A 26,121-nucleotide genomic window follows, 5' to 3' on the forward strand; every position below is an offset into this window, starting at 1 on the left:
CGCGCCTTCCGTCCCTGAGCGGCCTTCGATTCGCGGCTTCCTGCGCCGTGATCTACACGCACAGCATGCTGCTGATCGAACCCCGCCTCGCCCGCGCCCCCGGCCCCGAGGTGTGGGTGGGCGGGAGCGCGGTGTCACTGTTCTTCATGCTCAGCGGTTATGTGCTGACCCACGCCGCGCGGCCGGGCGACACCACCGCCGCGTTCTGGTGGCGGCGCGCCGCCAAGATTCTTCCCAACCATGTGCTCACCTGGTGCCTGGCGGTGGCCGCGCTCGCAGGCACAGGCGCGTTGGCAGCGAGTGTCCCCGCCGTCGCCGCGGAACTGTGCAGTCTGTTCCTCGTCCAAACTTGGGTGCCCAGCCAGCGGTTCGTATCCGCGGGCAACCCGGTTTCCTGGACGCTGGCCGCTGAGGTCTTCTTCTACCTGCTCTTCCCTGTCCTGCTGCGCTGGGTCCGGAGGCTGTCCGGCCGTGGCCTGGTGGTCGGCGCGGCGGCGGCGGTCGCTGTTGTCTGGGCACTACCGGTGTTCTGCGAGACTGTCGTCAACCCCGACAGATCGTTCTTCATGGACTACTGGTTCTTGTACATGTTGCCGATCAGCAGACTGCCCGAGTTCGTCCTCGGCATGTTGGCGGCCCGTGTCCCCGGGTTGGGGATGCGGCTCCCGCGCTCGGGTGTGCTGCTGGCCGCGCTGAGCGTCATCAGCACGATTGTGGTGAGCAGTTCGTGCCTTCCGCGGCCCTTCATGTTCGCCGCCGCGACCGTGGTTCCGCTGGTCGTTCTGGTCCATGCGGCCGCCGAGCTGGATCTGCGGGGCAAACCGTCGCTGCTGCGTTGGCGGCCCGTGGTGTTCCTCGGCGAGATGTCCTACGCGGTGTACCTCGTCCACCTCATGGTGCTGGGGGTGGCGTACGTGTCCTTGACCAGCCAGGGGTGGAGCGGACTGCAAGCGGTCCTGGTGGCCCTTCCCGTGGCACTGCTGGCCTCGTACCTGCTGTACGTCGGGGTGGAGCAGCCGTGCATGCGGCGCTTGCTGGCGCTTCGCGGCCGTGCGGCACGTCGGACCGAACCGGTCGACTCCACCCAGCCAGGCAGGTCCGACACGCCCCGCGGGCCGATGCCCAAGACGGCCGAGGACGGCAGCCGGGCCCACGCCGGGCACCGGCGGGCGCGGGGAACGGACAGCACACCGCACCCACGCGAATAACGAGCCATCTGACGCAACTCCCCAGCGGCCAGCCGGAAGGGACCTGCCGGGATGACCACGCGAAGCAAGCGGGTCGCCGCCAGCAGGCCCCGCTACCTACAACACGCACCGCCCGCACCGCGCCCTCGGCCAGGTCTCCCTCCGCGGAGCATGGCCTACGCCGATCGAGGATCTGGACCGAACCGTCCAACTGGACATTCACGACCTTTCATATTGGCGGGATCCGGGCCGGCTGGGAGGGATGAAGGTCGGGCGCTCGAAACGTACTCGGAGCGCAACCGCGCCTCGCCTGCCATCCACGACCACCTGCGCCGACGCGGGACGCGATGGTGGATGGGTTTCGCGCGTCGCTGCTGCGGTCCGCTGGCGGGCGAGTGCGTCCGCTCCCCCGCCGCCGCGCTTCGCCATCCCCCGCGTTCCCTGACATCGCGGTGGCCGCGGCGCGGGACCTGCCAGCTGATGTGCCCATCGATGGGGGGTGGTCCGGAAGGAAGGCGAGCGGGCTCTCGACGAGTCGCACCGGCGACTACGCAGCGCGCCGGACCGGGACGCCCCCGAAATCACCACGCCCACAAGCTCGTTGACATCCCGCATGCCAAGTCGCCATGGCAGTCACGCCTCGTCACCAGCAAAAGTCAGGCACAGCCCAATTCATGACGCTCCCGTACCGAGATGCAGCCTGACCAGCGTGGATGCCCTTCCCGGCACCCACAGGGCGGGGTGGTTGTCATCTTTGGGTGCCTGGTTCTCGCGCTGGTAGGCCTCGGAGGAGGGTGTCGAGGAACAGCTCGAAGCGGGGGGCGCCGTGGCCGAGTTCGAGGGGGTTTTCCTGGGCGGCGAGCCAGCTCACGACGGAGGTGATGAAGATGTACCAGCTCTGCTCGGCCAGGTCGGGCCGGACTCCCGCGTTCGCGAAGGCGGTGATGACCTCCTGCCTGAGTCGTCCGAAGGAATGGGAGGTGTGGCGGTGCGGTCGTGAGGTGCGGGTGGCGTAGCCGGGCACGGCGAGGAACTGGTCGTGCATCGCCCAGGCGACGGCCGCCAGCCAGGGCCGCCAGTTACGGCCGCGTGGGCCGCCGGGGGGAAGGATGCGCTCAATCATGACCTCGCTGATGAGGTCGAACACCTGGTCGCGGTTCTTGACCCAGCGGTAGAGGGCGCCGTGGGTGACCCCCAGGCGGGCAGCCAGGTCCCGCATGGTCAGCGTGTCGAGGTTGCCGACGGAGAGGGCGGCGTCCACGATCCGCTCGCGGCTGATCTGTGCGGGACGCCCCGGACGCTGCCGGGCTGGAGTGGAATCAGCCATGGTCAGGACCTTACAAGACGACCAGCGGCAGGTGCTCGCGGTGAGAACCCCCTCAAAAAACGAGGGCCACCAGGGGTTTGTGACCGCTGGCCAAAAATATTTGTGTCCACTGGTCACAAACGGTGCTAGGCTCGCACTGCATCCGGTTCAAGCTGGACATCACGACAGCCTTGGGAGGTAGCGATGGCGGAAGGCAGCGCGGTTCAGGGCACTGTGGCTGAGGGGTTCGAGTCGGTACGGGACGAGTTCGCCGCGGTCGCGGCCGCCGAGGGCGGCGACTATGCCGCGCAGGTGGTGGGGTATCGGCACGGCGAGTTGGTCGTGGACCTGTGGACCGGCCCGGAGATGACCGGTGATTCACTGCTCGGTGCGTACTCCGCGAGCAAGGGTGCCGCGCACCTGGTCGTCGCGGCGCTTGTGCAGGACGGCGTGCTGGACCTTGAGCAGAAGGTCAGCCACTACTGGCCGGAGTTCGCCGTTGAAGGCAAGCGGTACATCACCCTGCGCGAGTTGCTGGCGCACCAGGCCGGCCTGGTCGGCGCGGATGGTGGGTTCACCCTTGAGGAACTCGCCGATGACCGGATCGTGGCGGAGCGTCTGGGCGCGCAGCGCCCGTACTGGCGGCCGGGTAGCGCGTTCGGCTACCACGCGCTGGTCATAGCGGCGCTGAGCGGTGAGGTGGTGCGCCGCGTCACGGGTCGCACTATTCAGAGGCACTTCGCCGAGCGCGTACGCGACGCGTTCGCGGTGGACTTCCATCTCGGGCTGCCGGAAGACCAGGAATCCCGTTTCCTCAGCGCGCAGCCGATGCTGGCGACCCCCGAGCGGCTCGCCGCGTTGGCGGCGGGCACGACCGCCGCCAACAGCCTGCCCGGTATCGCCTTCAACCGGAACCATCCGCAGGGCCCGCAGGTGTGGGAGTTGCCGAACTTCCAGGTGGTCCGGACCAATGGCCCGGCCTCGTTTGGCGGTGTGGCCTCGGCGCGCGGCCTGGCCCGGATGTACGCGGCCTCGATCAGTTCGGTGGACGGCGCGGCGCCGCTGCTGAAGCCGAACACCGCCGCGGCGTTCGGACAGATCCAGTCCATCGGTTACGACGTGGTTCAGCGTGCGCGGAAGGCGTTCGCGATCGGCTTTCACGCCACGTCCGAGTACTACCCGGTGCTGGGCCAGGGCGCGTTCGGGCACAGCGGCGCGGGCGGCCAGCAGGCCTTCGCCGATCCGCGTAATGGTCTGGCGTACGGCTACACCCGTCGGCGGATCCCCTTCCCTGCCGCTGCCGCCCCCGAGAACGACCGCCTGATCCGCGCGCTTTACACCGCAGCCGCCGCACTCCACTAGCCGGGCGCCGTCGATCCCCCACATCGGTCGCGAACCGCTCCATCTCTTCGGCCGAGACGGGATCGCGGAACTCGCGCAAGTCGCGTGAAACCCACGGGCGTCACACCGAGCGCCGCGTTCGCGAAAACTGCAGGCGCTTCAGGATGAACCCACGGTCGGCAACCCTGATAAGGGAGGTCGCCCCGTGGGTTCGCGTCAAGACGTCGGTCCCACCACTCGCCGCCACGCCACGCCGAACGGCGCCTCGCGGACCCAGCCGGGCGCTCGGTCTCCGCCGCTCCCGCGCGCCGAGGTCTACCTCGCCTTCCGCCGTGGGATGGAACGCTCCTTCGCCACCACCCGCTCCGTCGAGGATCACCCCACGCGGCTCGGCACTCCCCTCGACCCCTGCGATCGTCGATCCGGATGGGGTCGCCCAACTGGACACACGCCGACGCGACCCGGCTCGGCGGCACCCTCCACGAGCACCGACATACGGCTTGACCAGCGTGGACGTACTTTCCGGCACCCTCCACGGTCACTTCAGCAGTCACCGACCGCGCCAAGACCGACGGTCGGCCGACGGCCCTGCGTTTAATCAACACCGAAGTGGAGCCTGCCCGCAATAGGGGTTGGATAGGGGGCCAACAAGGGGTTGGCCTACCGGCAACAGGCGTGAAACATGTGCGGGGCAACGAGGTCAAACTTGCAGGGTGCGCAAAGGAGTTGATGATGCATCACTTACCCTTGGCTGAAATGGCCATGGGTGCCCCCTTGGCGATGGCATCGATAGGGACCGCCACCGCTGCGGTCGCTACCGCCCCGACCCCGGTCACCGCCGACCAGCGCTTCCACTACGGCGGCTACAACAGAGCTGGCCGGGCGTACGGTTCGCGTGGAGCCTGTAACGGCATTCCGTTCGGCAAGGACGCGAACCAGGACGCACGCCCCAACGGTCAGCATTTTCCCTTTCGGTATCTCCAGGGAATGGTCTGCGTTCCGAACCTGCCCAACGCACTGGGCTGATCCGAAGGTCCGAGCGAGCAGATGAGTCGGAGCCAAGGCGTCCTGTCCGGTTCGCCGTGCGGCCGCGCAACGGCGAAGCTCCGCGAAATCGCCCTGTCCACACAACGCGTCATGGAAGGTTACGATGACCAACTGCCAATCCTTTGCCGAGGCTTACACGATCGGCCTGCGCGACATTCTCACCGAAGGGCGGGAGGTTCCCTCGGTGCGCGATCCGCTCTCCAAAGCCTCTGACTTCGGCCGCAACGACCGACCGTACCGGGAGCTGATCGCCTACCAGAGCCGAATTCAGGATCCGACCTCCTGTCTGGCGGTAAGCCCGCATCTACCGATCAACCTCTCCTACTGTTTCGGGCTGCTTGCCTGGTCCCTCGACGGCCGCAACGACGTCGGCACTCCGGCGTACTACCGCCGCGGCGCGCACGAGTACTCCGACGACCAGCACACTCTGAGCGGTGCCTTCGGGCACCGGCTGCTGACCGCCAACGGCAACCAGTTGGAGGAAGTGGTCGGCCGCATCGAGCGGGACCCGGCGCACCGCCGTGCGTTCGCCCTGGTGTTGGAACCTGAGGACAACTTCCGCCAGTCACGCGAATACCCCTGTGCCGTGGGTGTCCACCTGTTCCTCCGGGACGGCGCACTGACCTGGCTCACCGTGATGCGGGCGCAGCAGGCGCTGACCGTGCTGCCTTACGATGCGTTCCTTTTCATGGGGATGCAGCAATACGCGGCGTCGCTGCTGAACGTGCCCTGCGGTCCCTACATCCACCAGTCGGGCACCTTCCACTTCTACGAGAACGAGGCCGGCCTGGCCAACAAGATCGTCGAGGAGCCCGCGCTGGCGGCCAGCCTGCCCGCGTTCCCCGGTACCACGGACGGTGCCCGGGAGACCGCACGCGAACTCATCGACTTCGAACTCCGACTGCGGCAAGCCGCAGAGGCGGGCGATGTCTCCGTGGTCGACGCCATCGCCCAGCGCAAGGCGAACACCGATTTCGCCGACGTGGCTCGTGCCTGCCTGGCCACTCATGCCTATCGAAAGCTCGGCGACACGACGACCCTCGTGACCAGCCCGGCATCGAGTGACCGGGTCGCGGACCTGATCGCTGCGATCTGATCGTGCGCGAAGAACGGGATCCGCAGGTGAGGATGACGGTTCGCACTCCCCTGGAGCCCCATTGCGCTGACCGGCGGAGCGCACAGCGGGGTCTCACGGAGCGCGTCACACGACGACGGCAACTGTTCGAGTCGGCCACAGGACAGCCTGTTTACCACTACCCGGTCATGGCGGCCTTGGTACCGGTTGCCACGAGCAGAGGCGGGGAGATCGCCTACCCGGGTGACCCGATGTGCCTCTACTCCGCTCTCACGCTCACCATACGGCGGTCGGTCGCACGGATGGAGTCGGGATTACCGGATCAGCCTTCACCCGACGACGTCTATCCGGACTGGGGGCGCTATCCGGGCGATGAGTACCGCCGCGCGGCGAACGGCCCGCGGGACTCGCTGATCGCCGAGAACCCGACGACGGACGGCCACATCTTCGATCCTCGCGTCTGGGACGACGTGGCACGCGACCGGCTGGTCGCGGAACTGCGGGCGCTCCAGCCCAAGGTCGTTCTGCTCAGCGCGGTGTCGGCGGCCCACCGGTACGCACTTGAGATGGCCGAGCTGGCCAAGGCCCACGTCCCCCACTGTGTCGTGGTCATTGGCGGCAGACACGCTGACGAAACAATTCGCTACAACCGCACCCTCGGGACCGCCGAGCTGTCGTGGAGCAGCACCGTCGAGGTCATCCGTGACGGCCGTGCCCGTCGGGTTGTCGACTTCGTGGTCGCCGGTGACGGGGCACCACTGCTCGACCTGCTGCTGCAGGCGGTCTCACTGGTCGCGACGCCCGGCTTCGGGCCCACTCGGGCCGAAGAGGTGCTCGACGCCATGAATTTGTTGGCGTCCGCCGACGAGGATCTGGCCGGATCGGGCACCGTGGTGGCCCTATGCCCGGACGAGACGCTCGTGCAGCCGGTGCTGGGGCGCCGCCTCACCTCGACGGAACTCCCCTCTCCCTACGAGGCGTTCTCCATCCGCGCCCGATTCGGCATCTTCACCCAGGCCAACAGCTCAGTGCTCGGCAGTCGAACAGCGCACATGATGACCCTGGACGCCTGCCCGTTCAAATGCACCTTCTGCTCGGAGAGCATCCAGGTCTCCAACCGGCCCACCCGCTTCGCGGTGAGTGAGACGCAGCACGCCGCCGCCCGAATCCAGCAACTGATCCACTGGGGTGCGGAGGCCGCCTTCTTCGACGACCCCGTCTTCTGGGGCGGGAACTGGAAGGCGATCACTGATTTCTGCCATGCCCTGCTGGATCTGCGTGCCGGGCAACCCGCCGATGTCCCCTTCGAGTGGGGCGCGCAACTCACTGTGGACGTCGTCCTCAACCGAGCGAAGGCCGCGGAGGTCAGCGCCGGGCTGGACCTGATGCGCCGCAGCGGCTGCACGTACATCTACATCGGTATCGAGAGCATGGCCCAACGCGTGATGAACAACGTGGGCAAGAACCTGCTGCGCCGCAACCCGGAGGCGTGGGTGAGCAAGGTGCGCGAGGCGCTCACCACGATCAGGAGCCATGGCATCCGGGTCGGCAGCTCGGTGCTCTTCGGGCTGGACGGCGAGGATCGGGAGACGATCAAGGAGACGATCGAGGAGATCGGCCGACTGATAGACGACGAACTACTCATCATGGCAAGCCCCAACATCCTCACCTACCACCCGGGCACCGCCATAACCGCCGCACACGGGCAGGACCGGCTGGACTACCACTCGCGTAAGGACAACCGGCCGCCCTTCACCTACTTCGAGGAGGCGTACCCCGAGGTGGTCTCCAAACTGCTGACGGAGGACGACATCTGGTACATCCACGAGGCAGCGGCCAAGAGGTGGGGCAGCGTCCGAAACAGCGCGGCCGAAGCCCTGACCGGAGTGGTGTCATGAATCACGCCATGGAGAACAGGCCCGAGGGAGGGCAGATGCTCGACGTCGATCACAAGAGCTACTGGGGAAACTACTACTCCTACTTCCCCGCGCTGTCGCGGTACATCCCGCTGGGAGAGTACGCCCGTCGGGTCCGGCCGCGGGCCTGCGTACTGGGCATCTCCGACGGCAAGTTCGCCCTGCCCCTCCTCCGCGCCGGATGGGAGGTCGTCGGCGTCGAGACCGACCAACTCTTCCTCAACGGTGGCGAGTTGGACCTCGTCGACGGCCACCACGACATCGTGGGCCTGTACGACCGCATCGCCGCCGAAGGCTTCGAGGACCGGTGCAAGGTGGTGGAGCAGGACTACATGACCCTGCCCGCCGAGGCGGACTTCCAACTGGTGATGGGCAGCGGCCTGTGGTCGATGCCGCCCAACCGTCAACACACGCTCCGCGAACTCGTCCACCATGCGATGAACATGGTCGCACCAGGCGGAATCTTCTTCGGCGAGTACCTGATCGCACTCAACGACGATGAGAGGCAGTGCGGTTACTACCCGGACACCGCGGGCATGCAGGAGATCGTCACCCGCCCGGGCTGGGAACTCTTCGAGAACGCCGACCTCGGTATCCGCGGGGAGAGCCATCTCGGCTACGAGCAATGGCACTACCACCGGTACGCGGCCGCCATCGTCCACCGTATGCCGCTGCCCAGCGCGCCCACGCCCAAGTGACGTCTATGGCCGACACGCATCACAGCGGCTGTCCCCGTGCACGCGGGGGCAGCCGCCCAGCTGTTGTGGTCACCGATCTCGACTACACCTTGCTGCGGTCGGACGGAACGGTGAGTGAGCGTGCTGTTGCCGTGCTGCGCGAAGCTGCGGCGGATGGCGCCCGGATCGTCTTCGCGACCGCCCGTCCTGCCTGGTCGGCTCGAACACTCCTGTCCGCCGCCTCCGGCATGAACGCCGCGCTGGTGTCGTCCAACGGCGCGGTCGTCAGCGAGTTGGACAGCGGCCGGGTGCTGCGTACCCGTGCGATGGCTCCCTCCACGGCGCGTGCCGCGATCGCGAGGCTCGGCTGGGACACGTGGGCCGCCGATCGGGAGAACGATCGACTGCTCGGCCCCGGTTGGCCGGACGTCCTGGCCAGTGGTGCGGCGACGGCCGAACGTGTCGCCACGCTGCCAGACGGGGCCGCCATCCTGTGCGTGATGGTGCACGGCGGCCCCGACGTTCCCCCGGAGGCGCTCGGCAGAAGGGGCGATGTGGTGTGGACGTCGTCCAGCCCGGGACTGCTGGAGATCTCCGCGCCGGAGGCGGACAAGGTGTGCGCGGTCCAGTGGATTCTCGACGACGCCGGTATCGGATGGGGTGAGGTGGTGGCGTTCGGTGACGCACCGAACGACGCGGGGCTGCTCGCGGCCGCGGGGCTCGGAGTCGCGGTGGCCAACGCGTGTCCGCAGATCCTCGCGCTCGCCGACGCGGTGACCCGGCACCATGACGATGAGGGAGTGGCCAAGTGGCTGGAAGGGGAATGCCTGTGCCCGGCGTAGGGGACATAGCGCGCCCGCGCAAGGTGTGGATCGTGGGGGGTCCGGGCTGCGGCAAGTCGACACTTGCCAACGCCCTCGCAGAGTCGGCCGGTGTGCGACCGGTCGCCTTGGACGCGCTCTACTGGGGGCCCGGCTGGACTCCGGTGCCCACGGAGGAGTTCGTCGGCCGACTGGGGAAGGAACTGGACGCGGAACAGTGGATCGTCGACGGCCAGTATCCGGATGCGATCACAGCCTTCGCCGATCGGGCGGACTGCCTGGTCTGGGTCGACCCGCCGTTCGCCGTGGCCTGGTCCCGACTGCTGCGGCGCACGCTGCGTCGCTGGATACGCCGGGAGCGGCTTTGGGGCGGCACACGCGAGACCCTGTGGAGTGTGATCGGGCCCCGTTCGATCCTCTGGTACGCGCTCAAGGTCCGCGCGTCCCAACGGCAGGCGAACCAAGAGCTGTTCGACCAGTTGGCGCACAGCGGAGTCCTGCTCCTCCATGCCCGGGGCAACGATGTACGGTCGCTGGTCGGACGGATCACGCGTTGACCCGGCTCCTCGGCCCTTCGCCGCCTTTCTCGATCGATCTCCGCTATCTCCACAGGAGTTGCCCATGCACGTTTCCTCCTACGACTCCTTCAGTCGGCTACCGGCGGCTGACTGGGACGCGCTGACGACAGGCGCCACCATTTACTCGACCAGCGGCTTTCTGGGAGTGCGCGAAGAGGAGTTGCCGCAAGGGGCCAGCGGTCACCACCTGTTGGCACGTGATGGGAGCGGCAGGCCTGTGGCGGGCCTTGAGACGTACGCTTTCCCACGTCCGCCACACCTGCTCTACACCCCTGCCGACATGCTGGCCGGATTGGTCGACGACGAACGGCATGCCCGCCTCGCCGCCCGGCCGTTGGCCATTGCCGCGGGCTGGTCGGAGTTCCGCGGCCAGTTGCCGGGACGTGACGGGGTCACACCGCCGGAGCGCGCGTCGGCAGTCGACGCCTTGACCGCGGAGGCGTTCCGGTTCGCCGCCGAGGCCGGTGCGAGCGTGCTGGCGTACTACTACCTTCCGCGCGAGGAGGCGCTGGAGGTGGCCAGAGCCCATGCCGACGCCGGTGCGGTACTCCTCTACCACGATGTGGAAACCGTGCTGCCGGTCGGGCTGTGGCGGGACCTGGACGAGTATCTGGCGTGGCTGCCGTCCGGGCGGCGGCCGAGGGCCCGGCGTGAGGCCAGGGCGTTCCGGGACAGCGGGCGTACCATCCGCGAAGTGCGGTTGCCCGAGGTGGTCGGGGAGATCGCCCCGCTGAACAGTGCGTTGATGCACAAGCACGGGCATGACTACGACGAGAAGCGTGCCGCGACCGTCTACGACCGCCAGGGCCGTTATCTCGGCGGATGCAGCACGCTCCTGCTGGACGAGGACGCCGGACGGCCCGTCGGCTTCGCCCTGCGCTACCGCCAGCGCGACATGCTCTACGCGCGGGTCGCCGGCTTCGACTACTCGGTGCCCAACGTGGCCGACTACTTCAACCTGGTCTTCTACCACCCCATCGCGCAAGGCACCGGGCGCACCGACCGTGCGATTCACCTCGGACTCGGCACCTTTCAGGCCAAGTTGGCGCGCGGTGCCCAACCCCGTCCGCTCTACAGCGTGTTCGTGGGGGTCGACAGGCCGCTGGACGCGGATGAGACCAGGGTTCGCGAGCGCAATCGCACCGGCACGGCGGCGTTTGGCGCTGAGTACGGCCAGTTCGTGGTCGGCGGGCTGAACACCGACGACTGGCTGCTGGATTCCTAAGTCGATGAACGCAGATCAATGGGAGCAAGGCATGACCGACCTTCACGAGCTTACAGCGGAAGAAATCGAACTACTCCCGTCCGAAGAGGACGTGCGGACCTACCAGGAACGTGGCTGGTATTTGTCCAGGAAGCTTCTCAGCGACGCCGAGACCGACGCCCTGACCGAAGCCAGTGAGCGCTATTACGCGGGCCACCGCGATCGCTCACTGCCCGTACGGCCGGACCGGCTGGCCGACTGGAAGCCCGCCGACGGCGAGGTGCAGCGCAACAACGACTACATCCACTACCAGGACGAGACCATAGCGAAGATCCTCCGCAAGCCTCTCATAGGAGCTGTCGCCGCCCGTCTTTCGAAGTCGTCGGAGATGAGGGTGTTCCAGGCCACCCTCATCTACAAGCCGCCGATCGCCGACGAGGCGTCCAACATCGTCTCCTGGCATTTCGACAAGTACTTCTGGCCGACCTGCTCCTCGGACAACATGCTGACGGCTTTCATCCCGTTCCATGACTGCACCGAGGAGTCCGGCACGATCAGCATGGTGAACGGAAGTCATCTCTGGACGCACCGGCACGGCGCCAACCGTCCGACGGGCGACCCGGAGGACCTGGGACGCGAATACCTGCTGCGGGGTGACGCCGAGCGCAATGGCGCGACGGTGGAGAAAGTCCCGGTCCACATCCCCAAGGGCCATATGACCTTCCATCACTGCCTTCTCTACCACGGTAGCGGGGCGAACCGCAGTCCCCGGCCTCGCCGGGCCATCTCGTTCCACCTGCAGGACGGGGCGAACGCGTACCGCGACTACCGGCACTCGGACGGCCGCCAACAGCCCTACAAGCACGACACCTTGGTCCGCAGGACAGCCACCGGCGTGCCGGACTACGCCGACCCGGAGTTCTGCCCGGTGTTGTGGACTGCCGGTGCGGGTGACGTCTCCGCTACGACGGCCTGACGGCGCTCAGTTGCCACTCCTTGTCGCCCGTCCCGCCGCCGGGTTGTTGAAGCACTCGGCGGCCGGGGGCGACGGCTACCGGTCGGCGGCGTGGTCGCGTAGCGGCACCGACGCGCCAGGGTGCGCGCTCCGGTAGTGCCGGAGCTCAGCGGTGGGCCATTTCCGAGGTCGCCGCGGAGGCGTCGTCGCCGGTCCCTCGACCGTCCTGGTCGGCGGTGAGCAGCTTGCGTAGTGACAACGCCAGCAGCGAGGCTGCCAGACAGCCGGTCACGACCAGGCCTGCCCAGACCGTACCGCCGCCGGAGCCAAGGAGGGGGCCCGCGGTGACGGGGCCGATCACCCCGCTCACACCGAAGATCATGGAGCTGATGGAGTTGTAGCGGCCTCGCAGTTCGTCGGTGGCCAGGGCGTTGGTGACCACCGGCAGCACCGGCGAGAGCATGGTCTCACCGATACCGAAGATCGCGGCGCAGGCTGTCACCGAGAGCGCGGCCAGTATCCGGTGGTCGGCGGCGACGAAGCCACCCACGCCGAGCGCCAGCCAGGCGATAGCGAACGTCGCGCCCACCGCGGCGAGTACGGCCGATCGGCTCCGGCGGTGGAGCAGACGGATCACCAGGAGCTGGGAGGCCACTATGACCACCGTGTTCCCCGCCAGGGCCCATGCGACGATGCGCGGCCCCACATGCAGGACGCCTACCGAGTAGGCGGAGAATCCCACCTGGATCTGGGCGTAGCCACAGGTGGTGATCACCAGTAGGAACAGCGTCAGCCGCCGGAACGGACGATCACGCAGGAGGGCGAGGTAACCGCCGGAGGAGCGGCCGTCGTCGGCCGCCTCGCTGTCCCGGCCGGAGCCCACCGGATTGCCGACCCCCGGCAGCGCAAGCAGTACCAGCACCGGCGCGAGGAAGCTCACCGCGTCCAGCACGTAGAGGATCTGGAACGTGACCGGCTGGGATGTGCTGACCATCGCGCCCGCCACCAACCCACCCACGCCCAGGCCCAGGTTGAGCAGGGTGAACTGCAGCCCGAAGGTCCGCTGCCGTTCCTCCTCCGCCGTCAGTGAGGCGAGCATGACGGACTGCCCGGACAGGATCGCCGAGTTGCCGACGGCGATCAGCGACGCCGCCGCGAAGGCCGCCGGGGCGGAGTGGACGAACGCCAGCGAACCCGTGCCGACCGCCTCGGCGACCAGGCAGGGCAAGACCACCCGCCGCGCCCCGAACCGGTCGATCAACGCGCCCCCGACCGGCGACAGGACCAGACTCAGCGCGCCGGACCACCCGATCACCAACCCGGCGAACGTGCCTGACAGGCCGCGCACTTCGGTGAGGTAGATGAACAGGAAGGGCAGCGTCAGACCACGGCCCACCGCGGACAGGAGGGTGCCGACGAGCATCCATCGGGCCTCCGGACGCCGGGGCAAGACAGGATGGGGCATGGTCTGAACCTCCGTTGCGAACTGGCAGGGCGGGAGACCTGGACTTCCCCATGGCCGCTCGGCGACCCGGATGGCCAACAACCCCTCGGCTGAGCGCCGCGCCACCGTGACGCCGTCCCCGTCGGCGTACGTGTGCCAGAGGCTACAGGAGGCCGAGCGGGGGTGCGGGGCGGGCGGGGCCTTGAGGAGTGGTCCGCGCGCCCGGCCGTTGTGGCAGGCTGGGCGCGGCCCGTCAGTTGGGGAGAGGGAGTGGTGTCCGTCATGAGTCGGCTCACCGTCGCCGTCGTGCAGGCCGGATCCTGCCTGTTCGACACCGCCCGGACCCTGGCCAAGGCGCAGGCCCTCGTCCGGCAGGCCGCGGCGACCGGCGCCCGTGTCGTCGTACTGCCGGAGGCGTTTCTCGGCGGCTACCCCAAGGGCCTGGACTTCGGCGTCACCGTCGGCGCGCGGTCCGCGGCCGGGCGTGAGCAGTTCCGGCGCTACTTCGAGTCCGCGATCGACGTACCCGGCCCGGAGAGCGAGGCGTTGGGCGCGCTGGCCGGGGAGTTGGGCGTCCACCTGGTCGTCGGAGTGGTGGAACGCGGCGGTGGAACGCTGTACTGCACGGCACTGTTCTTCGGCCCTGACGGCGCCCTGCTCGGCAAGCACCGCAAGCTGATGCCCACCGGACTGGAGCGGCTGATCTGGGGCTTCGGCGACGGGTCCACCATGCCGGCCGTCGACACCGGCGAGGTCCGGCTGGGCGCCGCGATCTGCTGGGAGAACTACATGCCGCTGTTCCGAACCGCCATGTACTCAAAGGGGGTTGAGCTGTGGTGCGCCCCCACGGTCGATGACCGTCCGGTCTGGCAGTCGACCATGACCCATGTGGCGCTGGAGGGCCGCTGCTTCGTGCTCAGCGCCTGCCAGTACCTGCGCAGAGCGGCGCTGCCGGACGACGTCCACCCAGTCCAGGGCGACGACCCGGACACCGTGCTGATCAACGGGGGAAGCGTCATCATCTCCCCGCTGGGCGAGGTCCTGGCGGGGCCACTGCGCGACGCCGAGGGCGTGCTCACCGCGGAACTCGATCTGGGCGAACTCGCCCGTGCCCGCTTCGACTTCGACGTCACCGGCCACTACGCCAGGCCGGATGTCTTCACGCTGCTGGTGGACGACCGCGCCAAACCACCGGCCAGCCGGATGTGGGAGGGCACGCCGTACGACGACGGCGTGCCCTCCGACTCAGGCCGCGGCCTCGGCGATCCGCTCCACCCGCGGTGACGCCGCCCGCGCATAGTCCCGGGTGTCCAGGGAGAGCGAGACATCCAACTCGCCGGCGTTGAAGAACATCCGCGGATGCTCCAACAGGTCGGGGTCGACCACCAGCTCCAGCGCCGGATCGAACGAGAACGGCACGATGGAGCCGCTCACCGACCCCGACAGCCGCTCAGCGGTCTCCCGCTCCACGAAGGAGACGTGCTGCGCCGACCACAACTCCCGGACCCGGCCGAGGTCGACCCGACGGTCACCGGGCACCACCGCGAGCACGTAGTGCGACTTCTTCTTGGTCAACTTCACCCGCATCACCACGCACTTGGCGGCCTGCGACAGCGGATTGCCGCGCAGTGTGCTGACCACGTCCGTACGGCCCTCAGCCTCGTGCTCGATCACCTGGTACGCGGCGCCGTGCTCGTCCAGCAGCGCCACCAGCCGGTCGAAGACACGGGTCTCCTGCTGGACGGGGACTTGCTCGGTCATCCCCACACCACCGCGTCCTGGAGCCGGTCGTCGCCGAAGCCGATGAAGAATCCCATGGTGAGCCGGTCAGAGCCGTGCACCCGCTCGATCGAGTGGTAACGGGTGGGGTTTATCAAGTAGACGTCCCCGGCGCTCGGCTTGAACTCATGGCACGGCACACCGCCGACCACGGCCTCGTCATAGCCGAGCCCGCCGGGGATCTTGTGCGCCTCGTCCGCGGGCTGCCACTCCTTCTGGTAGATCCGCAGCTCACCGCCCTCGTCGCACTCCTGCAGGCACACCACACAGCTGAGTTGGCAGGCCAGGTCGGCCAGGGCGATCCCGGTGCCCTTGGCGTCGCGCATGATGTTGTCGTTGTGCAGTGGGTTGCGCACCCCGTCCGCGTGGATGCGTACCACCGACGGCGAGTACAGCCGCCCGTCGGGTTCGCTGGCCGGTTCGACCGAGCCCAGCCCGAAGGCGTCCCGCAGCGCGGTGCGCACCTGACCGTCCAGGTCGAACTCCACTGTGTCCAGCATGGACTTGGCGGCGTCGGCGTCCGCGAAGTAGTCGTCGGTCCGGTCGAGGTACTTGGCCAGGTACGGGCCCACGGTGGTCAGCGCGCCGTTGACGTACTCCGTGGTGGAGGCGTTGGCGAGCAGCTTGCCGATCCGCTCACGGTTGACGGCGAACGCGTCGGCCGGAAGCAGGTCGCGCAGCACGACCACGGCGGTCTCACCCGCTACGAGCTGGCGCAGCAGCGCGGGGTCCGGGCGGGTTGCGGCCGCGTCGACGACGACACGGGTCCACGTTGTGGAGGACGTCATGATGGTGTTCTCCTTCACGAGAGTACGGGGTCGGTGACCGGGGCGAGTGGGATCTCCACGACGTGGTCGGGCTTGAGCGGTTCCCAGTGTTCGGGTGGTGCGAGCGCCGGGACCACCTCTGAGGCGATCACCCGGAACCGCGGGGTACTCAGGGTGTACATACCGAAGTAACGGGGTGCCTGGTTGCCGGGTGTCGTCCAGTGGATGACATAGGCGTGCTCCGGGTTGACGGCGATGGCGTTGCCCGAACTCCCGCCCGGCGGAAGGGCGGTCAGTCGCTCCAGCGTCGACGCCTCGTCCAGCCGCCGGGCGTCCTTGGGCACGATGTAGTCGAAGTACTCACCCGAGTCGAACTCGGACTCCGGCAGGCCGAGCAACTGGTACACGGTCGGCAGGAAGCCGTTGTGCATGAAGTACCAGGGGAATTCGCCACCGCGCTCCAGCGGATGGGTGCACTTCAGACCCTGGTTCCTGGCCAGGGTGGCGTGCCGCGCGTGGATGGCGAGGAACGGTGTCTCCAGGCCCCTGATCGGTGAGTCGTCGTAGCTCTCGCCCAGCGGACGCACGTCCCGGTGCACGGCCAGCCCGTTCGGGGCATCGGGCTGGCGCCACACCGCGCCCCACCCGTTGGGGTGGACGTTGGTGGGACCGTCGTGGTCGGCGGTTCGACCGCAGCTCATGTCCACCGCGGCGTCGAGGACGGCACCGGCGTCGAAGCGGCCGGTGGCCAGGATCAGTCGGCACATGGTCAACCTCGCAGTCGGGTGGCGACGAGCGGACGCAACAGGGCCTGCGCTTCGGAGCAGTTGGCGGCGGTGGCCAGGACCCGCCCGACGGAACCGGTGTGCCGGGACAGATCCGAGGCGAGGACTTCGCGGTCCGCCGCTTCCAGGGCGTCGCCCGACGGGAACGGCGCCGCGCGCACCACCTCGACGTCATGACCGGCCCGTGCCAGCTCGGCACCGGCGGTCAGCTCCTCCTGTGAGACGGCGGTGATCTGGCCCACCGCCCGCTCCCGGGCGGGCGGCACGGCGGGTGGCCGCCGGTCGAGGTGCACGGCGAAGACCGCCTCGGCCCAGCGCGCCCCGGTCGCCCTCTCCACCAGTGCCACCAGAGCGCCTCCGGAGAGCCGGAACCCCATCTCCACGAAGACCGGCCCCGCCTGTCCCTGGATGACGTCGACGTGGAACGGCCCCTCCTGGTAACCGGCCGCGTGCAGACACCGCTCCGCCAGCTCCAGCAGCCCGCCGTCGGCGGTACTGCCGTGCCGGGCCAGATGGCCGACCTCACGGAAGCCGGAAAGGCCCGGCACTCCCGGCACCTCTTCGAGGGTGGTCAACTTCTCGCACACGCTGAGCAGATGCGGTCGCCCGTCATGAGCGACGCCCTGCAGGGACAGCTCTGGCCCCTTGACGAACTCCTCGGCGATGACCGAGACGAACTCCCCGCCGCCGTAGTTGCGCATCCCCTGGATGAGTTCCACGGCACACTGCCGCTGGTGTGGATCGTCCACCAGCAGCACGCCGAGGCCGCCGCCACCGTCCGACGGCTTGACCACCTGCGGATACTCCAACTCCGCGGCCTCGTCGGTACCGACGAGGGCGAAGCGCGGCTGGTGCACCTCCGTCCCGGACCGCCGCAACGCCTCCCGCTGCTGGTGCTTGTCCAACGGGCGGAACCGCTCCCCCACGTACGGCCATGGCGCCGCGCGCACCACACGGGCCAGTTCGAAGCCCGCGTACACATACCGTTCGAACCCCGACAGCACCAGCCGCGGTGCCACCCCCGCCCCGGCGAGTGCCGTCGCCACCTCCGCCGGCTCCTGTGGCTGCTCCACGGGCAGTTCCAGATCGAAGGAGGCCCGGCCGAGCATGCGCCGCCAACGCAGATAGGCGGGTGTCTCCACCAGTACCGCGCGCATACCGCGGCGTCGCGCGCAGTCAAGGTACGGGTCCAACCCGTCCCTGGTCGCGCCGAGTTGTACGAAGTCGTCTGCCTGATGCGTCACGGATCACCGACCGGACAGCAGCTCGGGCACCAGCGGGCCGTCGGCGGAGTGCCGGGTCTGGATGACCTCCTTGTGCGGGTCGCCCTCGAGGATCGAGTCGATCAACTCGCCGTTGTCCACCGTGGTGGAGGCGATCCGCAGCGAACCCCGGTACAGCACCCGCAGCTGGTCCACCGACAGTCCGGTGATCCGCTCCAGCCGGGCCACCAGCGACGGATCCCCCTCGGAGCCGTCGAGCAGCTCGCGGACCGTACCGGCGTCCAGGTCGGGCTGCTCGGCCCGCAGGTAGGCGTCGAGGTTCGCGCCCTTCTCGGCGAACGGCGCGTACACCATGGCCACCAACTGCTCCTCGGCGAGCCCGTACGCCTCCATCGCGTACGCGTCCATGGCGGCCCGCATCCGTTCGGCCGCCCCCTCGTAGCGCTCGCGCATCAGCTGCACGAGTTGCGGCGGGAACTCCTTCTTGTGCATCAGCGAGATCGCGAAGTCCACGTACTCCGCAAGCCCGTCGGCGTACGTGCGGCCGTAGCGGCGCTCGCACTTCAGGGCGCGCAGGTGCGCCATGAGGGCGGGGTTGCCGCAGTCGGACTCGGTGAAGCTGAACGCGATGTCGTCGAAGTCGAAGTGCAGGTAGTCGGTGAGCAGTTCCCAGTGGTCACCGGAGGCGTAGGCGGTGTCGTCGTAGATGGAGAAGAACTGCAACCCCTCGCGCACCTCGTTGGTGATGGCGTGCTCCGCGACGGTGTCGGGGGCGCCGGGACCGTGGATGTCGGTGAAGTACGCCTGCGAGATGTTGTTCAGCGCGGTCAGGAAGCCCTTGAAACCGGTGCGCTGGTCCCGGGGCGGTTGCAGCCCGAACCGCTTGGCGAGCCGGGACACCCACAGGTAGTAGTCGCGCTGTTCGCGTTGCGAGTCGCCGGTGATGATCAGGTCCACACCGCCGTCGTAACCAGCAGCCAGGCCGAAGGAGTTGACCATGCTCAGGTTGCAGGCGTTGCAGAAGGTCGGCCGGGCGTCGGCAGCCGTACGGTGGCCGGTCATCAGGATGTCGGCCCGGTTGCGCCGTACCACGTCGGCGGTCTGCGGAAAGTCCACATCGAACGGGCGCACCTGCTGGCCGTCGATCAGCAGCAACTCGCAGTCGGGGTCCTCAGCCAGCCGCAGCGCGGAGTACACCCGGTCGATGTTCTCCATCACCGCCCGCGGCATTCCGGCGTGCCGGTTGGTGGCCACCCGCATCCGGAAGGTCGAGCCGTGGATCCGGAACAGTATGAGCTGCATGGCCCGCACGAACGTCAGGGTGTATGAGCTGTCCTTGCCTCCGCCGTAGGCCACCAGCACCACGCTGCGGTTGAGCCCGCGCCTGGCGGGCAGCGCGTTGTGCAGCCGCATGGCGCAGCGCACGGCACCCTCGTAGTTCTCGGCGGAGAGTACGGCGCGTAACTCCTGCAGCGCACTCGCACGTAGTTCTTCGACATCCACCGCTGTGCTGCGCGCTGGCGCGAGTGAGGACATGCTGAACTCCTTGTCGGGCAACGTGTGATGGTGTACGAACCGCTCACGGGCACGCTGAAGCGTCCGCCGCGGAAATGCGCGCCGCGCGGCGTTGCGCGATGCGGCGGTACCTGCCCTCTTTGACCCACCGGATCAGGGCACTACCGCGAAAGAAAAGGAGGACGCGTTTCTTCGGATGGCTACGGAACTACCAGCGGAAATTTCCGCAGCGCCGTACGCGAGAAAGACACCGCATGTGCTTGTGAACCCCCGTCAGGAATTACCTGCCCCTTTGACCGCCATGGCGTGGCCCTCAATGTCCAGTAGCAGGGGCAGCGGTGTCAACCGCCCACTCCTGGATTGGCCGATATCCCCCTGGCCAAATCGGACTGTTTCACTGAAACCGCAGAGCGGTTACGGCTGGGTTTCCCCGTCCGGCCGGCTCCCCGCGCTCCAGTGCCGCCGCAGCGCGTCCAGCACCGCCCGTACGGCGGGGCGCTGGTCGGTACGGGCACGCCACACGGCGGACACCTGACGGGACGGTGTCGGTCGCATGGCCAGCACCCGAACCCCCGGCGGCAGCACGCCACGTCCCAGCCGCGGCAGCATCGCCACGCCCAACCCGGCGGCCAGCAGGGCGACTTGGGACTCGTACTCCTCGACCTGGTACGCGATGTCCGGCTGCATACCGTGCTGGCGGAAGGTGCGGGTCAGCCACTCGTGGCACATCGCCTCCGGACCCTGGCTGATCCACCGCTCGTCCGCGAGGTCCTCGGGGGTCAGCACGTCACGCCCAACCAGCGGATGCGCGACGGGCAGGGCGACGTCCGCCACGTCCTCGCCGACCGGCGACACGGACAGCGACGGCGGCAGCACCAGTGGGGTGTTGTGCCAGTCGTGCACCACCGCCACATCCGCCTCGCCCCTCGTCACCCGCGCGATGGCGCGGTTCGGGTCCAACTCGACGAGTCGGCAGTCGAGTTCGGGGTGTGCCCGGGTCAGCTCACCCACCGCTGCCGCGACGAACCCGCGGCACGCGGTGGGGAACGCCGACAGCACCAGGCGGCCGGACGGTACACCGCGCAGCGCCTCAACCCGCCCCTGGGCGCGCTCCAGAACTGCGGCGATCTCGTCGGCGGCCTCCACCAGCAGCCACGCGGCCGGAGTCAACTCCGCGCCGCTTCCCTTGCGGTCGAGCAGTTCGGTACGGACCTCGCGTTCCAGCTTGGCGATCTGCTGGGAGACCGCGGAGGGGGTGTAGCCAAGGGCGCTTGCGGCACGGGCCATCGAGCCGTGCGCGGCTATGGCCTTGAGCACGCCAAGCCGACTGGGATCGAGCATGAAGCCATGCTAATCCCCGGCCTTAACGAATCCTCGCTGGCCGCTGCCAGCCGTCACTTGCTTTCATGGTTCAAGCATGTGACGTGTGCTCAGGAAGGTCGGTGTATGAAGCCCGCCCATGTTGCCCTCGCTGTTTTGGTGGCAGCCGTGTGGGGGGTGAACTTCGTCGTCATCGACGTGGGGTTGCGTGACTTTCCACCGCTGCTGTTCTCCGCCGTCCGTTTCACCCTGGCCGCGCTGCCCGCGGTCTTCTTCGTCGGACGGCCGAGGGTGGCCTGGCGCTGGGTGATCGCGGTCGGCGTCGCGTTGGGCATCATGAAGTTCGGGCTGCTCTTCATCGGCATGGACTCCGGAATGCCCTCCGGCCTCGCCTCGTTGGTGCTCCAGGGCCAAGCGATCTTCACCGTCCTGTTCGCCGCGGTGCTGCTGCGGGAGCGCCCGCGCAGGGTCCAGGTGGCAGGCATGGTCCTGGCGACGGCCGGGATCGCGGTGGCCGGTACGGACTCCGGCGCGGCCGGACCGTTGGGCGCCTTCCTGCTGGTGGTCGCGGCGGCGGCCTGCTGGGGCGTCTCCAACATCGCGATGCGCAAGGCGAGTCCACCGGACATGTTCCGCTTCATGGTGTGGGTCAGCGTCGTTCCCCCGATCCCGCTGGCACTGATCTCCATCCCCTTCGAAGGCTGGCACCGCGACGTGCAGGCCCTGCGCGACATCACCTGGGGCGGCGCGGGCGCCGCCCTCTACGTGGCATGGGGCGCCACTCTCTTCGGCTTCGGCGTCTGGGGCTTCCTGCTGCGCACGTACGACTCCCCGACGGTGGCCCCCTTCTCCCTCCTGGTCCCGGTCTTCGGCCTCGCCGCGGCGTGGGTGTTCCAGGGCGAGGGAGTGACGCCGACGACGGCATGTGCGGCGGCACTGGTCATCGCGGGGATCGCGCTGGGGATGGTGCGGACCGGGGGCCGGCTTTCCCGGAGTCCAGCGGGTTCGGCTGAAGCCGGGTCCACGGCGGCCGTCAAAAACGACGTCGCCCTGGTCCGCGAACAGAACTAGTGGGCTTCTCTGTTCGGGTTGAGGTCATGAGGGCGCTGCGGTGAGCCCGGTCACGCCTTGATGCCTCTTGATGCCTCACACGGCCAGGCCCTTGGCGCTGCGCGCGCTTGGAGGGTCATACCGACCTACGTGTTGCTCACCGCCGCGCTGTTCGACAGTTCCGGAGTTCCGCACCGAGTTGCGCACACCAGATCGCCGCAACCCGCGGCCCCGGGGCTGCGTCGTACGAGGAACTGGGCCGGGAACCGCCGGTGTTGGAGCGATCGCGCAGGGTTGGGGAGACGCATGGAAAGAACCTTTTCATCCGGGTATGGAGTGGGTTCCCCGAGGAGAAGTGCTTGCAGGGCCACCGGCGTCCTGGCCAGTTGTGTAGCGGTGATGGCTGCTGGTGCGGTGCTTGGGGCGCCCGGCACCGCACGGGCGGCGTCGACCGTCCCGGTGTCCGGCTCGGCTTCCCCCGCAGTGCACGCCGCGTCCCGTGTCGGTGCCGTGTCTGCGTCGCAGCGGTTGACCATCCAGGTGTGGCTGAAGCCGGACCTGGCGGGCGCCGCCACGTTCGCCGACGCGGTCGCCACACCGGGCAGCGCCGAGTTCCACCACTACCTGAGCCCGAACGACTACACCGCCAGGTTCGGCCCCTCCGCCGCTCACGCCACGGCGCTCGCGGCGTGGCTGACCGCCCGTGGCCTGACCCAGGTGCGCGCCGACAGCGGCCGTGACTACGTCTCGGCGACCGGACCGGTGTCCACCGTGCAGTCGGCGTTCGGGGTACGTATCAACCGGTACCGGGTCATCGGCGCGAACGGCCAGGCCACGGTGTTCCAGTCCAACGACCGCGACGTGTCGGTGCCTGCCTCGCTCGCGCCCGACGTGCTGGGCGTGACCGGGATGGACAGCGCACCGCCCGCTGCCTCCCAGAGCGCGGCCCCGTCGGCGCGGGGCCCACGTAAGGCGGCGGCGAAGACACCGACTTGCTCGCAGTACTGGGCGCAGCACGTGCAGACCCTCCACCCGGCGTACCAGGGCCTGACCAAGGCGTCGCTACCTGTCTGCGGGTACTCCGCCGACCAGATCCGCGCGGCCTACGGGGCAACGTGGACGGACACCGGAAGAGGCCAGACCGTCGCCTTGACCGAGGACGAGGCGCCGACCGCGATGTTCCAGACGCTGACGGACTACGCGAGGAGCAACCACCTGCCGGCGCCGAAACCATCCCAGTTCCGGGAAGTACAGTCCGGAACCTCCTGCGCCACTCCCTCGCACAGCGCGGCTCAGCCGACCGCCGCCCATGGCGAAGCGCCCGCCGTCGACGACGAAGCGGAGATGGACTCCGAGGCCGTCTACGCGATGGCTCCCAGCGCCAACCAGCTGATGGTCGTCGGAGGGGGATGCAACGAGGATCAGGCGCTGCTCGACGCCGCTCTTGCCGTACTGACCGGCGACGGCAGCCATCCCAGCGCCTCCATCGAGTCCAACTCGTGGCAGATCCCCCTGGGTGAGGTGCCAGCGCAGACGGTGCACGCGATCGACGTGCGGGCCGCCGCCGAGGGGGTCGGCATGTACTTCGCCTCCGGTGACACTCCCGGCCTTACGGTGACCGACTCCGACCCGTACGCGCTGGCGGTCGGCGGCACCAGTCTCGGCATCGGGGCGGCGAACAACCGGGTGTTCGAGACTGGGTGGTCGGACGACTACGGTTCCCTGGACAACGGCAAGTGGAGCGATCAGGGCGTCAGCGGCGCCGGTGGGGGCACCAGCCTTGTCTACGGGCAGCCCTTCTACCAGAAGGGTGTCGTCCCGGCGTCGATGTCACGTGTCCGCGTCGGCAAGCGGATCGCCACCAACCGGGCGGTGCCCGACATCGCCGCTGACGCAGACCCCGACACCGGCATCCTGACCGGGTACATCCAGCCGACGAGCAGCGGGAAGCCGGGACCGTACCAGACCACGCCGAACGCCGGCACCAGCCTGGCGTGCCCGCTGATCGCCGGTCTGATCGCCGACGCTCAGCAGGGCCAGAAATCGGCTTTCGGCTTCGTCAACCCGTTGATCTACCGTCTGGCCGGCACGCGTGCGTTCCACGACATCCTGCCGGTCGCCACGTCGACGCCTCCGCAGGACCGGGGCGCCTACATCCCGGCGAAGGCCAGCACGGGTGTCGATGTCTTCGACTCCCAGGAACACGCCTACACCCAGCAGGTGACCGCCAAGGGCTACGACACGATGACGGGCGTCGGCACACCGAACGGCGCCGCGTTCCTCGCCGGGCTGCGCCACGCCGCACGCTGACGGGGCCCGACACGTGAACAGAGATGGCGGCCCCGCCAGTGGCGGGGCCGTCATCTCAGCGATGCCCCATTACACCGCCCTCGCCGCGCTCGGGCGCGCACCGGACCGCTGACTCACGCGCCACGGCGCGCTCGCCACGTCAGCCCGGCCCTGGCGCGGTAGCCGTGCGAGTGTCCGAATCGTCCCCCACCCTGGAAGGGAACAGGGGATGAGGCGACAGAGGGAGCGGTGCGATGCGGATCGTTGTGGACCTCACGCGCTGCCAGGGCTATGCGCAGTGCGTGTTCCTCGCGCCGAAGGTGTTCCAGCTCCATGGGGAAGAGGGATTGCTGTACAGCCCAGCCGTCCCCGACGATCAGCTGGAGCGAGTACGCGAAGCCACGGCGGCGTGCCCGGTTCAAGCCATCCTCCTCGGCGAGGAGGTGAGCCCCGATGACCGGTGACCTTCGGAACGGCCGCATCGTCATCGTCGGCGCGTCGCTGGCCGGACTGCGGGCAGCCGAGACGCTGCGCGAGGAGGGCTTCACCGGCTCACTGACCGTGGTCGGGGACGAGCCCTATCCGCCCTACGACCGGCCGCCCCTGTCCAAGCAGGTGCTGCTCGGCCAGGTGGCCGCCGACACCACTGGTCTGCCGATGCGCCGGAACCCGGACGCCGAGTGGCGGCTGGGAGTACGCGCCAGCGGCTTGGACGGCATCGGGAAACGGGTGATGCTGTCCGACGGCGAGTCGCTGCCGTTCGACCGGCTGCTGATCGCCACCGGGACCCGGGCGCGGCCCTGGCCCAACCCGGACGAGGCCGCCCTGGACGGGGTTTTCACCCTGCGCACCCGCGATGACGCCGCGGGCCTGGCCGAGCGGCTGGCCGCCGGGCCGCGGCGGGTGCTGGTCATCGGCGGAGGCTTCACCGGCTCGGAGATCGCCTCGGCCTGCCGGGAACGGAGCATCGAGGTCACGCTCGCCGAACGCGGCCCCGCACCCCTGGTGGGCGCGCTCGGCGGCACGCTGTCGAAGCTCGCGGCCGCCATGCATCGCAACCACGGCGTGGACCTGCGCTGCGGCGTGACCGTCACAGCCCTGCGCGGAGACAGCGGCGGCCGGTTCACCGGCGCGGAACTGTCCGACGGCAGCCGCGTGGAAGCGGACGTGTGCGTCGTGGCGCTGGGGGCGGTCCGCAACGTCGAGTGGCTGGCCGAGGCGGGACTGGCGGCGGGGCCGCGCGGCGTCACCTGCGACGCCGGATGCCGGGCCTTCGACATGTACGGGATCGTGACCGACGACGTCTTCGTGGCCGGCGACGTCTCCCGCTTCCCGCACCCACTGTTCGACTACCAACTGCTCTCCCTGGAGCACTGGGGCAACGCGGTCGCGCAGGCCGAGGTCGCGGCCCACAACATGGTCAACCGGGGGCCGCTGCGGCGCCCGCACCTCGCCCTTCCGACGTTCTGGTCGACCCAGTTCGGCCTCAACATCAAGTCGGTGGGCGTCCCCACGTTCTCCGACCATGTGGCCATCGCCCAGGGCTCCCTGGAAGAGCGCCGCCTGGCGATGGTCTACGGCTACCGGGGCCGCGTCACCGCCGCGGTCACCGTCGACATGGCCAAGTCGCTGGAGTACTACCGACACCTGATCGAGACCGCCGCACCGTTCCCACCCGCGCCCGGCGCGGCGGACCGCCCGATGGCGGCCGAAATCCCGGTTCCCTCCGATGTGCCGGATCCGAAGGGGTTGTCCCACGGCCCCACCGTGGCGCTCACCGGTCACCTACCCGACCGCCGACTGACGGTGATTCAGCCGCCCGGATGAACCACGTCCCGCCCC

The 26,121-nt window shown here is 68.8% G+C and carries 23 protein-coding genes; 15 read left to right on the forward strand and 8 right to left on the reverse strand.

Translation table 11 applies throughout. The features are described 5' to 3' along the window. Nucleotides 1-14 precede the first annotated feature (14 nt). Nucleotides 15-1,208, forward strand: coding sequence for an acyltransferase family protein (locus P3G67_RS15750; RefSeq protein WP_276094106.1), 1,194 nt, complete (start codon nt 15-17; stop codon nt 1,206-1,208). A 727-nt stretch (nt 1,209-1,935) separates the two neighbouring features. Here P3G67_RS15750 and P3G67_RS15755 read toward each other — a convergent pair. Then, on the reverse strand, nt 1,936-2,514 hold the full coding sequence (locus P3G67_RS15755) for a TetR/AcrR family transcriptional regulator (RefSeq protein WP_276094051.1): 579 nt from the start codon (nt 2,512-2,514) through the stop codon (nt 1,936-1,938). 183 nt (nt 2,515-2,697) lie between these two features. On the opposite strand from P3G67_RS15755, the gene P3G67_RS15760 reads away from it, so the two are divergent. The 9 genes from P3G67_RS15760 (at nt 2,698) to P3G67_RS15800 (ending at nt 12,128) form a co-directional block, all read left to right on the forward strand. Further along, entirely contained in the window at nt 2,698-3,855 is a 1,158-nt protein-coding gene (locus P3G67_RS15760; RefSeq protein WP_276094052.1) for a serine hydrolase domain-containing protein, read from the forward strand. A gap of 759 nt (nt 3,856-4,614) precedes the next feature. Then, entirely contained in the window at nt 4,615-4,860 is a 246-nt protein-coding gene (locus P3G67_RS15765) for a hypothetical protein (RefSeq protein WP_276094053.1), read from the forward strand. 124 nt (nt 4,861-4,984) lie between these two features. Next, nucleotides 4,985-5,977: a thymidylate synthase gene (locus tag P3G67_RS15770; protein ID WP_276094054.1), complete on the forward strand. Its 993-nt coding sequence runs from the start codon at nt 4,985-4,987 to the stop codon at nt 5,975-5,977. A 281-nt stretch (nt 5,978-6,258) separates the two neighbouring features. After that, complete coding sequence (locus P3G67_RS15775; protein WP_276094055.1) at nt 6,259-7,854, forward strand: B12-binding domain-containing radical SAM protein; 1,596 nt, start codon at nt 6,259-6,261, stop codon at nt 7,852-7,854. Between the two features lie 35 nt (nt 7,855-7,889). Next, the gene (locus P3G67_RS15780; protein ID WP_269858097.1) at nt 7,890-8,570 is read left to right on the forward strand and encodes a hypothetical protein; all 681 of its coding nucleotides are present in this window, start codon (nt 7,890-7,892) and stop codon (nt 8,568-8,570) included. A gap of 5 nt (nt 8,571-8,575) precedes the next feature. Further along, nucleotides 8,576-9,391 carry an HAD family hydrolase gene (locus tag P3G67_RS15785; protein ID WP_276094056.1) on the forward strand — a complete coding sequence of 272 codons (816 nt, stop codon included), beginning with the start codon at nt 8,576-8,578 and terminating at the stop codon, nt 9,389-9,391. 32 nt (nt 9,392-9,423) lie between these two features. Next, a complete protein-coding gene (locus P3G67_RS15790; protein WP_276094057.1) occupies nt 9,424-9,927 on the forward strand; it encodes a hypothetical protein in 504 nt (167 codons plus the stop codon). A gap of 64 nt (nt 9,928-9,991) precedes the next feature. Further along, nucleotides 9,992-11,173 (forward strand): peptidogalycan biosysnthesis protein, encoded by a 1,182-nt coding sequence (locus P3G67_RS15795; protein WP_276094058.1) that lies wholly within the window; start codon nt 9,992-9,994, stop codon nt 11,171-11,173. A gap of 31 nt (nt 11,174-11,204) precedes the next feature. Then, on the forward strand, nt 11,205-12,128 hold the full coding sequence (locus P3G67_RS15800; RefSeq protein ID WP_276094059.1) for a phytanoyl-CoA dioxygenase family protein: 924 nt from the start codon (nt 11,205-11,207) through the stop codon (nt 12,126-12,128). Nucleotides 12,129-12,273: 145 nt separating this feature from the next. Here the strand turns inward: P3G67_RS15800 and P3G67_RS15805 are convergent, their stop codons facing one another. Next, nucleotides 12,274-13,572, reverse strand: a complete 1,299-nt coding sequence (locus tag P3G67_RS15805; protein WP_276094060.1) for an MFS transporter — start codon at nt 13,570-13,572, stop codon at nt 12,274-12,276. 261 nt (nt 13,573-13,833) lie between these two features. Between P3G67_RS15805 and P3G67_RS15810 the strand changes: the two genes are divergently transcribed. Next, on the forward strand, nt 13,834-14,835 hold the full coding sequence (locus tag P3G67_RS15810; RefSeq protein ID WP_276094061.1) for a nitrilase-related carbon-nitrogen hydrolase: 1,002 nt from the start codon (nt 13,834-13,836) through the stop codon (nt 14,833-14,835). On the opposite strand, the gene P3G67_RS15815 is transcribed toward P3G67_RS15810, so the two are convergent. From P3G67_RS15815 to P3G67_RS15840, 6 genes are all read right to left on the reverse strand, one after another. Next, on the reverse strand, nt 14,797-15,312 hold the full coding sequence (locus P3G67_RS15815; RefSeq protein ID WP_269858104.1) for a YbaK/EbsC family protein: 516 nt from the start codon (nt 15,310-15,312) through the stop codon (nt 14,797-14,799). The genes P3G67_RS15810 and P3G67_RS15815 overlap by 39 nt on opposite strands. Then, nucleotides 15,309-16,118, reverse strand: a complete 810-nt coding sequence (locus tag P3G67_RS15820) for a 2OG-Fe(II)-dependent halogenase WelO5 family protein (protein ID WP_276094062.1) — start codon at nt 16,116-16,118, stop codon at nt 15,309-15,311. Before P3G67_RS15820 ends, P3G67_RS15815 begins: the two co-directional genes overlap by 4 nt. Before the next feature lie 14 nt (nt 16,119-16,132). Next, a complete protein-coding gene (locus tag P3G67_RS15825; protein WP_276094063.1) occupies nt 16,133-16,864 on the reverse strand; it encodes a class II glutamine amidotransferase in 732 nt (243 codons plus the stop codon). A 2-nt stretch (nt 16,865-16,866) separates the two neighbouring features. Next, on the reverse strand, nt 16,867-18,126 hold the full coding sequence (locus tag P3G67_RS15830) for an ATP-grasp domain-containing protein (protein ID WP_276094064.1): 1,260 nt from the start codon (nt 18,124-18,126) through the stop codon (nt 16,867-16,869). 3 nt (nt 18,127-18,129) lie between these two features. Continuing rightward, a complete protein-coding gene (locus P3G67_RS15835; protein ID WP_276094065.1) occupies nt 18,130-19,641 on the reverse strand; it encodes a PqqD family protein in 1,512 nt (503 codons plus the stop codon). Between the two features lie 393 nt (nt 19,642-20,034). After that, nucleotides 20,035-20,961: a LysR family transcriptional regulator gene (locus P3G67_RS15840; RefSeq protein ID WP_276094066.1), complete on the reverse strand. Its 927-nt coding sequence runs from the start codon at nt 20,959-20,961 to the stop codon at nt 20,035-20,037. Between the two features lie 105 nt (nt 20,962-21,066). On the opposite strand from P3G67_RS15840, the gene P3G67_RS15845 reads away from it, so the two are divergent. The 4 genes from P3G67_RS15845 (at nt 21,067) to P3G67_RS15860 (ending at nt 26,106) form a co-directional block, all read left to right on the forward strand. Beyond that, entirely contained in the window at nt 21,067-22,011 is a 945-nt protein-coding gene (locus P3G67_RS15845) for an EamA family transporter (protein ID WP_276094067.1), read from the forward strand. Nucleotides 22,012-22,389: 378 nt separating this feature from the next. Continuing rightward, nucleotides 22,390-24,300 (forward strand): S53 family peptidase, encoded by a 1,911-nt coding sequence (locus P3G67_RS15850; RefSeq protein ID WP_391858265.1) that lies wholly within the window; start codon nt 22,390-22,392, stop codon nt 24,298-24,300. A gap of 233 nt (nt 24,301-24,533) precedes the next feature. Then, nucleotides 24,534-24,743, forward strand: coding sequence for a ferredoxin (locus P3G67_RS15855; RefSeq protein ID WP_269858113.1), 210 nt, complete (start codon nt 24,534-24,536; stop codon nt 24,741-24,743). Beyond that, nucleotides 24,733-26,106: an NAD(P)/FAD-dependent oxidoreductase gene (locus P3G67_RS15860; protein ID WP_276094069.1), complete on the forward strand. Its 1,374-nt coding sequence runs from the start codon at nt 24,733-24,735 to the stop codon at nt 26,104-26,106. The genes P3G67_RS15855 and P3G67_RS15860 overlap by 11 nt, the downstream gene beginning before the upstream one ends. Nucleotides 26,107-26,121 lie beyond the last annotated feature (15 nt).

Origin of the sequence: Streptomyces silvisoli, from assembly GCF_029269905.1 — a bacterium.
GTDB lineage: Bacteria > Actinomycetota > Actinomycetes > Streptomycetales > Streptomycetaceae > Streptantibioticus_A > Streptantibioticus_A silvisoli_A.

What these genes read in the sequence shown, in the direction of transcription:
- P3G67_RS15825 (WP_276094063.1), bottom strand. Translation starts at nt 16,864, where the DNA reads ATGTGCCGACTGATCCTGGCCACCGGCCGCTTCGACGCCGGTGCCGTC.
- P3G67_RS15755 (WP_276094051.1), bottom strand. Translation starts at nt 2,514, where the DNA reads ATGGCTGATTCCACTCCAGCCCGGCAGCGTCCGGGGCGTCCCGCACAG.
- P3G67_RS15760 (WP_276094052.1), top strand. Translation starts at nt 2,698, where the DNA reads ATGGCGGAAGGCAGCGCGGTTCAGGGCACTGTGGCTGAGGGGTTCGAG.
- P3G67_RS15765 (WP_276094053.1), top strand. Translation starts at nt 4,615, where the DNA reads ATGGCATCGATAGGGACCGCCACCGCTGCGGTCGCTACCGCCCCGACC.
- P3G67_RS15860 (WP_276094069.1), top strand. Translation starts at nt 24,733, where the DNA reads ATGACCGGTGACCTTCGGAACGGCCGCATCGTCATCGTCGGCGCGTCG.
- P3G67_RS15815 (WP_269858104.1), bottom strand. Translation starts at nt 15,312, where the DNA reads ATGACCGAGCAAGTCCCCGTCCAGCAGGAGACCCGTGTCTTCGACCGG.
- P3G67_RS15785 (WP_276094056.1), top strand. Translation starts at nt 8,576, where the DNA reads ATGGCCGACACGCATCACAGCGGCTGTCCCCGTGCACGCGGGGGCAGC.
- P3G67_RS15835 (WP_276094065.1), bottom strand. Translation starts at nt 19,641, where the DNA reads ATGTCCTCACTCGCGCCAGCGCGCAGCACAGCGGTGGATGTCGAAGAA.
- P3G67_RS15770 (WP_276094054.1), top strand. Translation starts at nt 4,985, where the DNA reads ATGACCAACTGCCAATCCTTTGCCGAGGCTTACACGATCGGCCTGCGC.
- P3G67_RS15820 (WP_276094062.1), bottom strand. Translation starts at nt 16,118, where the DNA reads ATGACGTCCTCCACAACGTGGACCCGTGTCGTCGTCGACGCGGCCGCA.
- P3G67_RS15840 (WP_276094066.1), bottom strand. Translation starts at nt 20,961, where the DNA reads ATGCTCGATCCCAGTCGGCTTGGCGTGCTCAAGGCCATAGCCGCGCAC.
- P3G67_RS15795 (WP_276094058.1), top strand. Translation starts at nt 9,992, where the DNA reads ATGCACGTTTCCTCCTACGACTCCTTCAGTCGGCTACCGGCGGCTGAC.
- P3G67_RS15855 (WP_269858113.1), top strand. Translation starts at nt 24,534, where the DNA reads ATGCGGATCGTTGTGGACCTCACGCGCTGCCAGGGCTATGCGCAGTGC.
- P3G67_RS15800 (WP_276094059.1), top strand. Translation starts at nt 11,205, where the DNA reads ATGACCGACCTTCACGAGCTTACAGCGGAAGAAATCGAACTACTCCCG.
- P3G67_RS15775 (WP_276094055.1), top strand. Translation starts at nt 6,259, where the DNA reads ATGGAGTCGGGATTACCGGATCAGCCTTCACCCGACGACGTCTATCCG.
- P3G67_RS15780 (WP_269858097.1), top strand. Translation starts at nt 7,890, where the DNA reads ATGCTCGACGTCGATCACAAGAGCTACTGGGGAAACTACTACTCCTAC.
- P3G67_RS15845 (WP_276094067.1), top strand. Translation starts at nt 21,067, where the DNA reads ATGAAGCCCGCCCATGTTGCCCTCGCTGTTTTGGTGGCAGCCGTGTGG.
- P3G67_RS15805 (WP_276094060.1), bottom strand. Translation starts at nt 13,572, where the DNA reads ATGCCCCATCCTGTCTTGCCCCGGCGTCCGGAGGCCCGATGGATGCTC.
- P3G67_RS15810 (WP_276094061.1), top strand. Translation starts at nt 13,834, where the DNA reads ATGAGTCGGCTCACCGTCGCCGTCGTGCAGGCCGGATCCTGCCTGTTC.
- P3G67_RS15850 (WP_391858265.1), top strand. Translation starts at nt 22,390, where the DNA reads ATGGCTGCTGGTGCGGTGCTTGGGGCGCCCGGCACCGCACGGGCGGCG.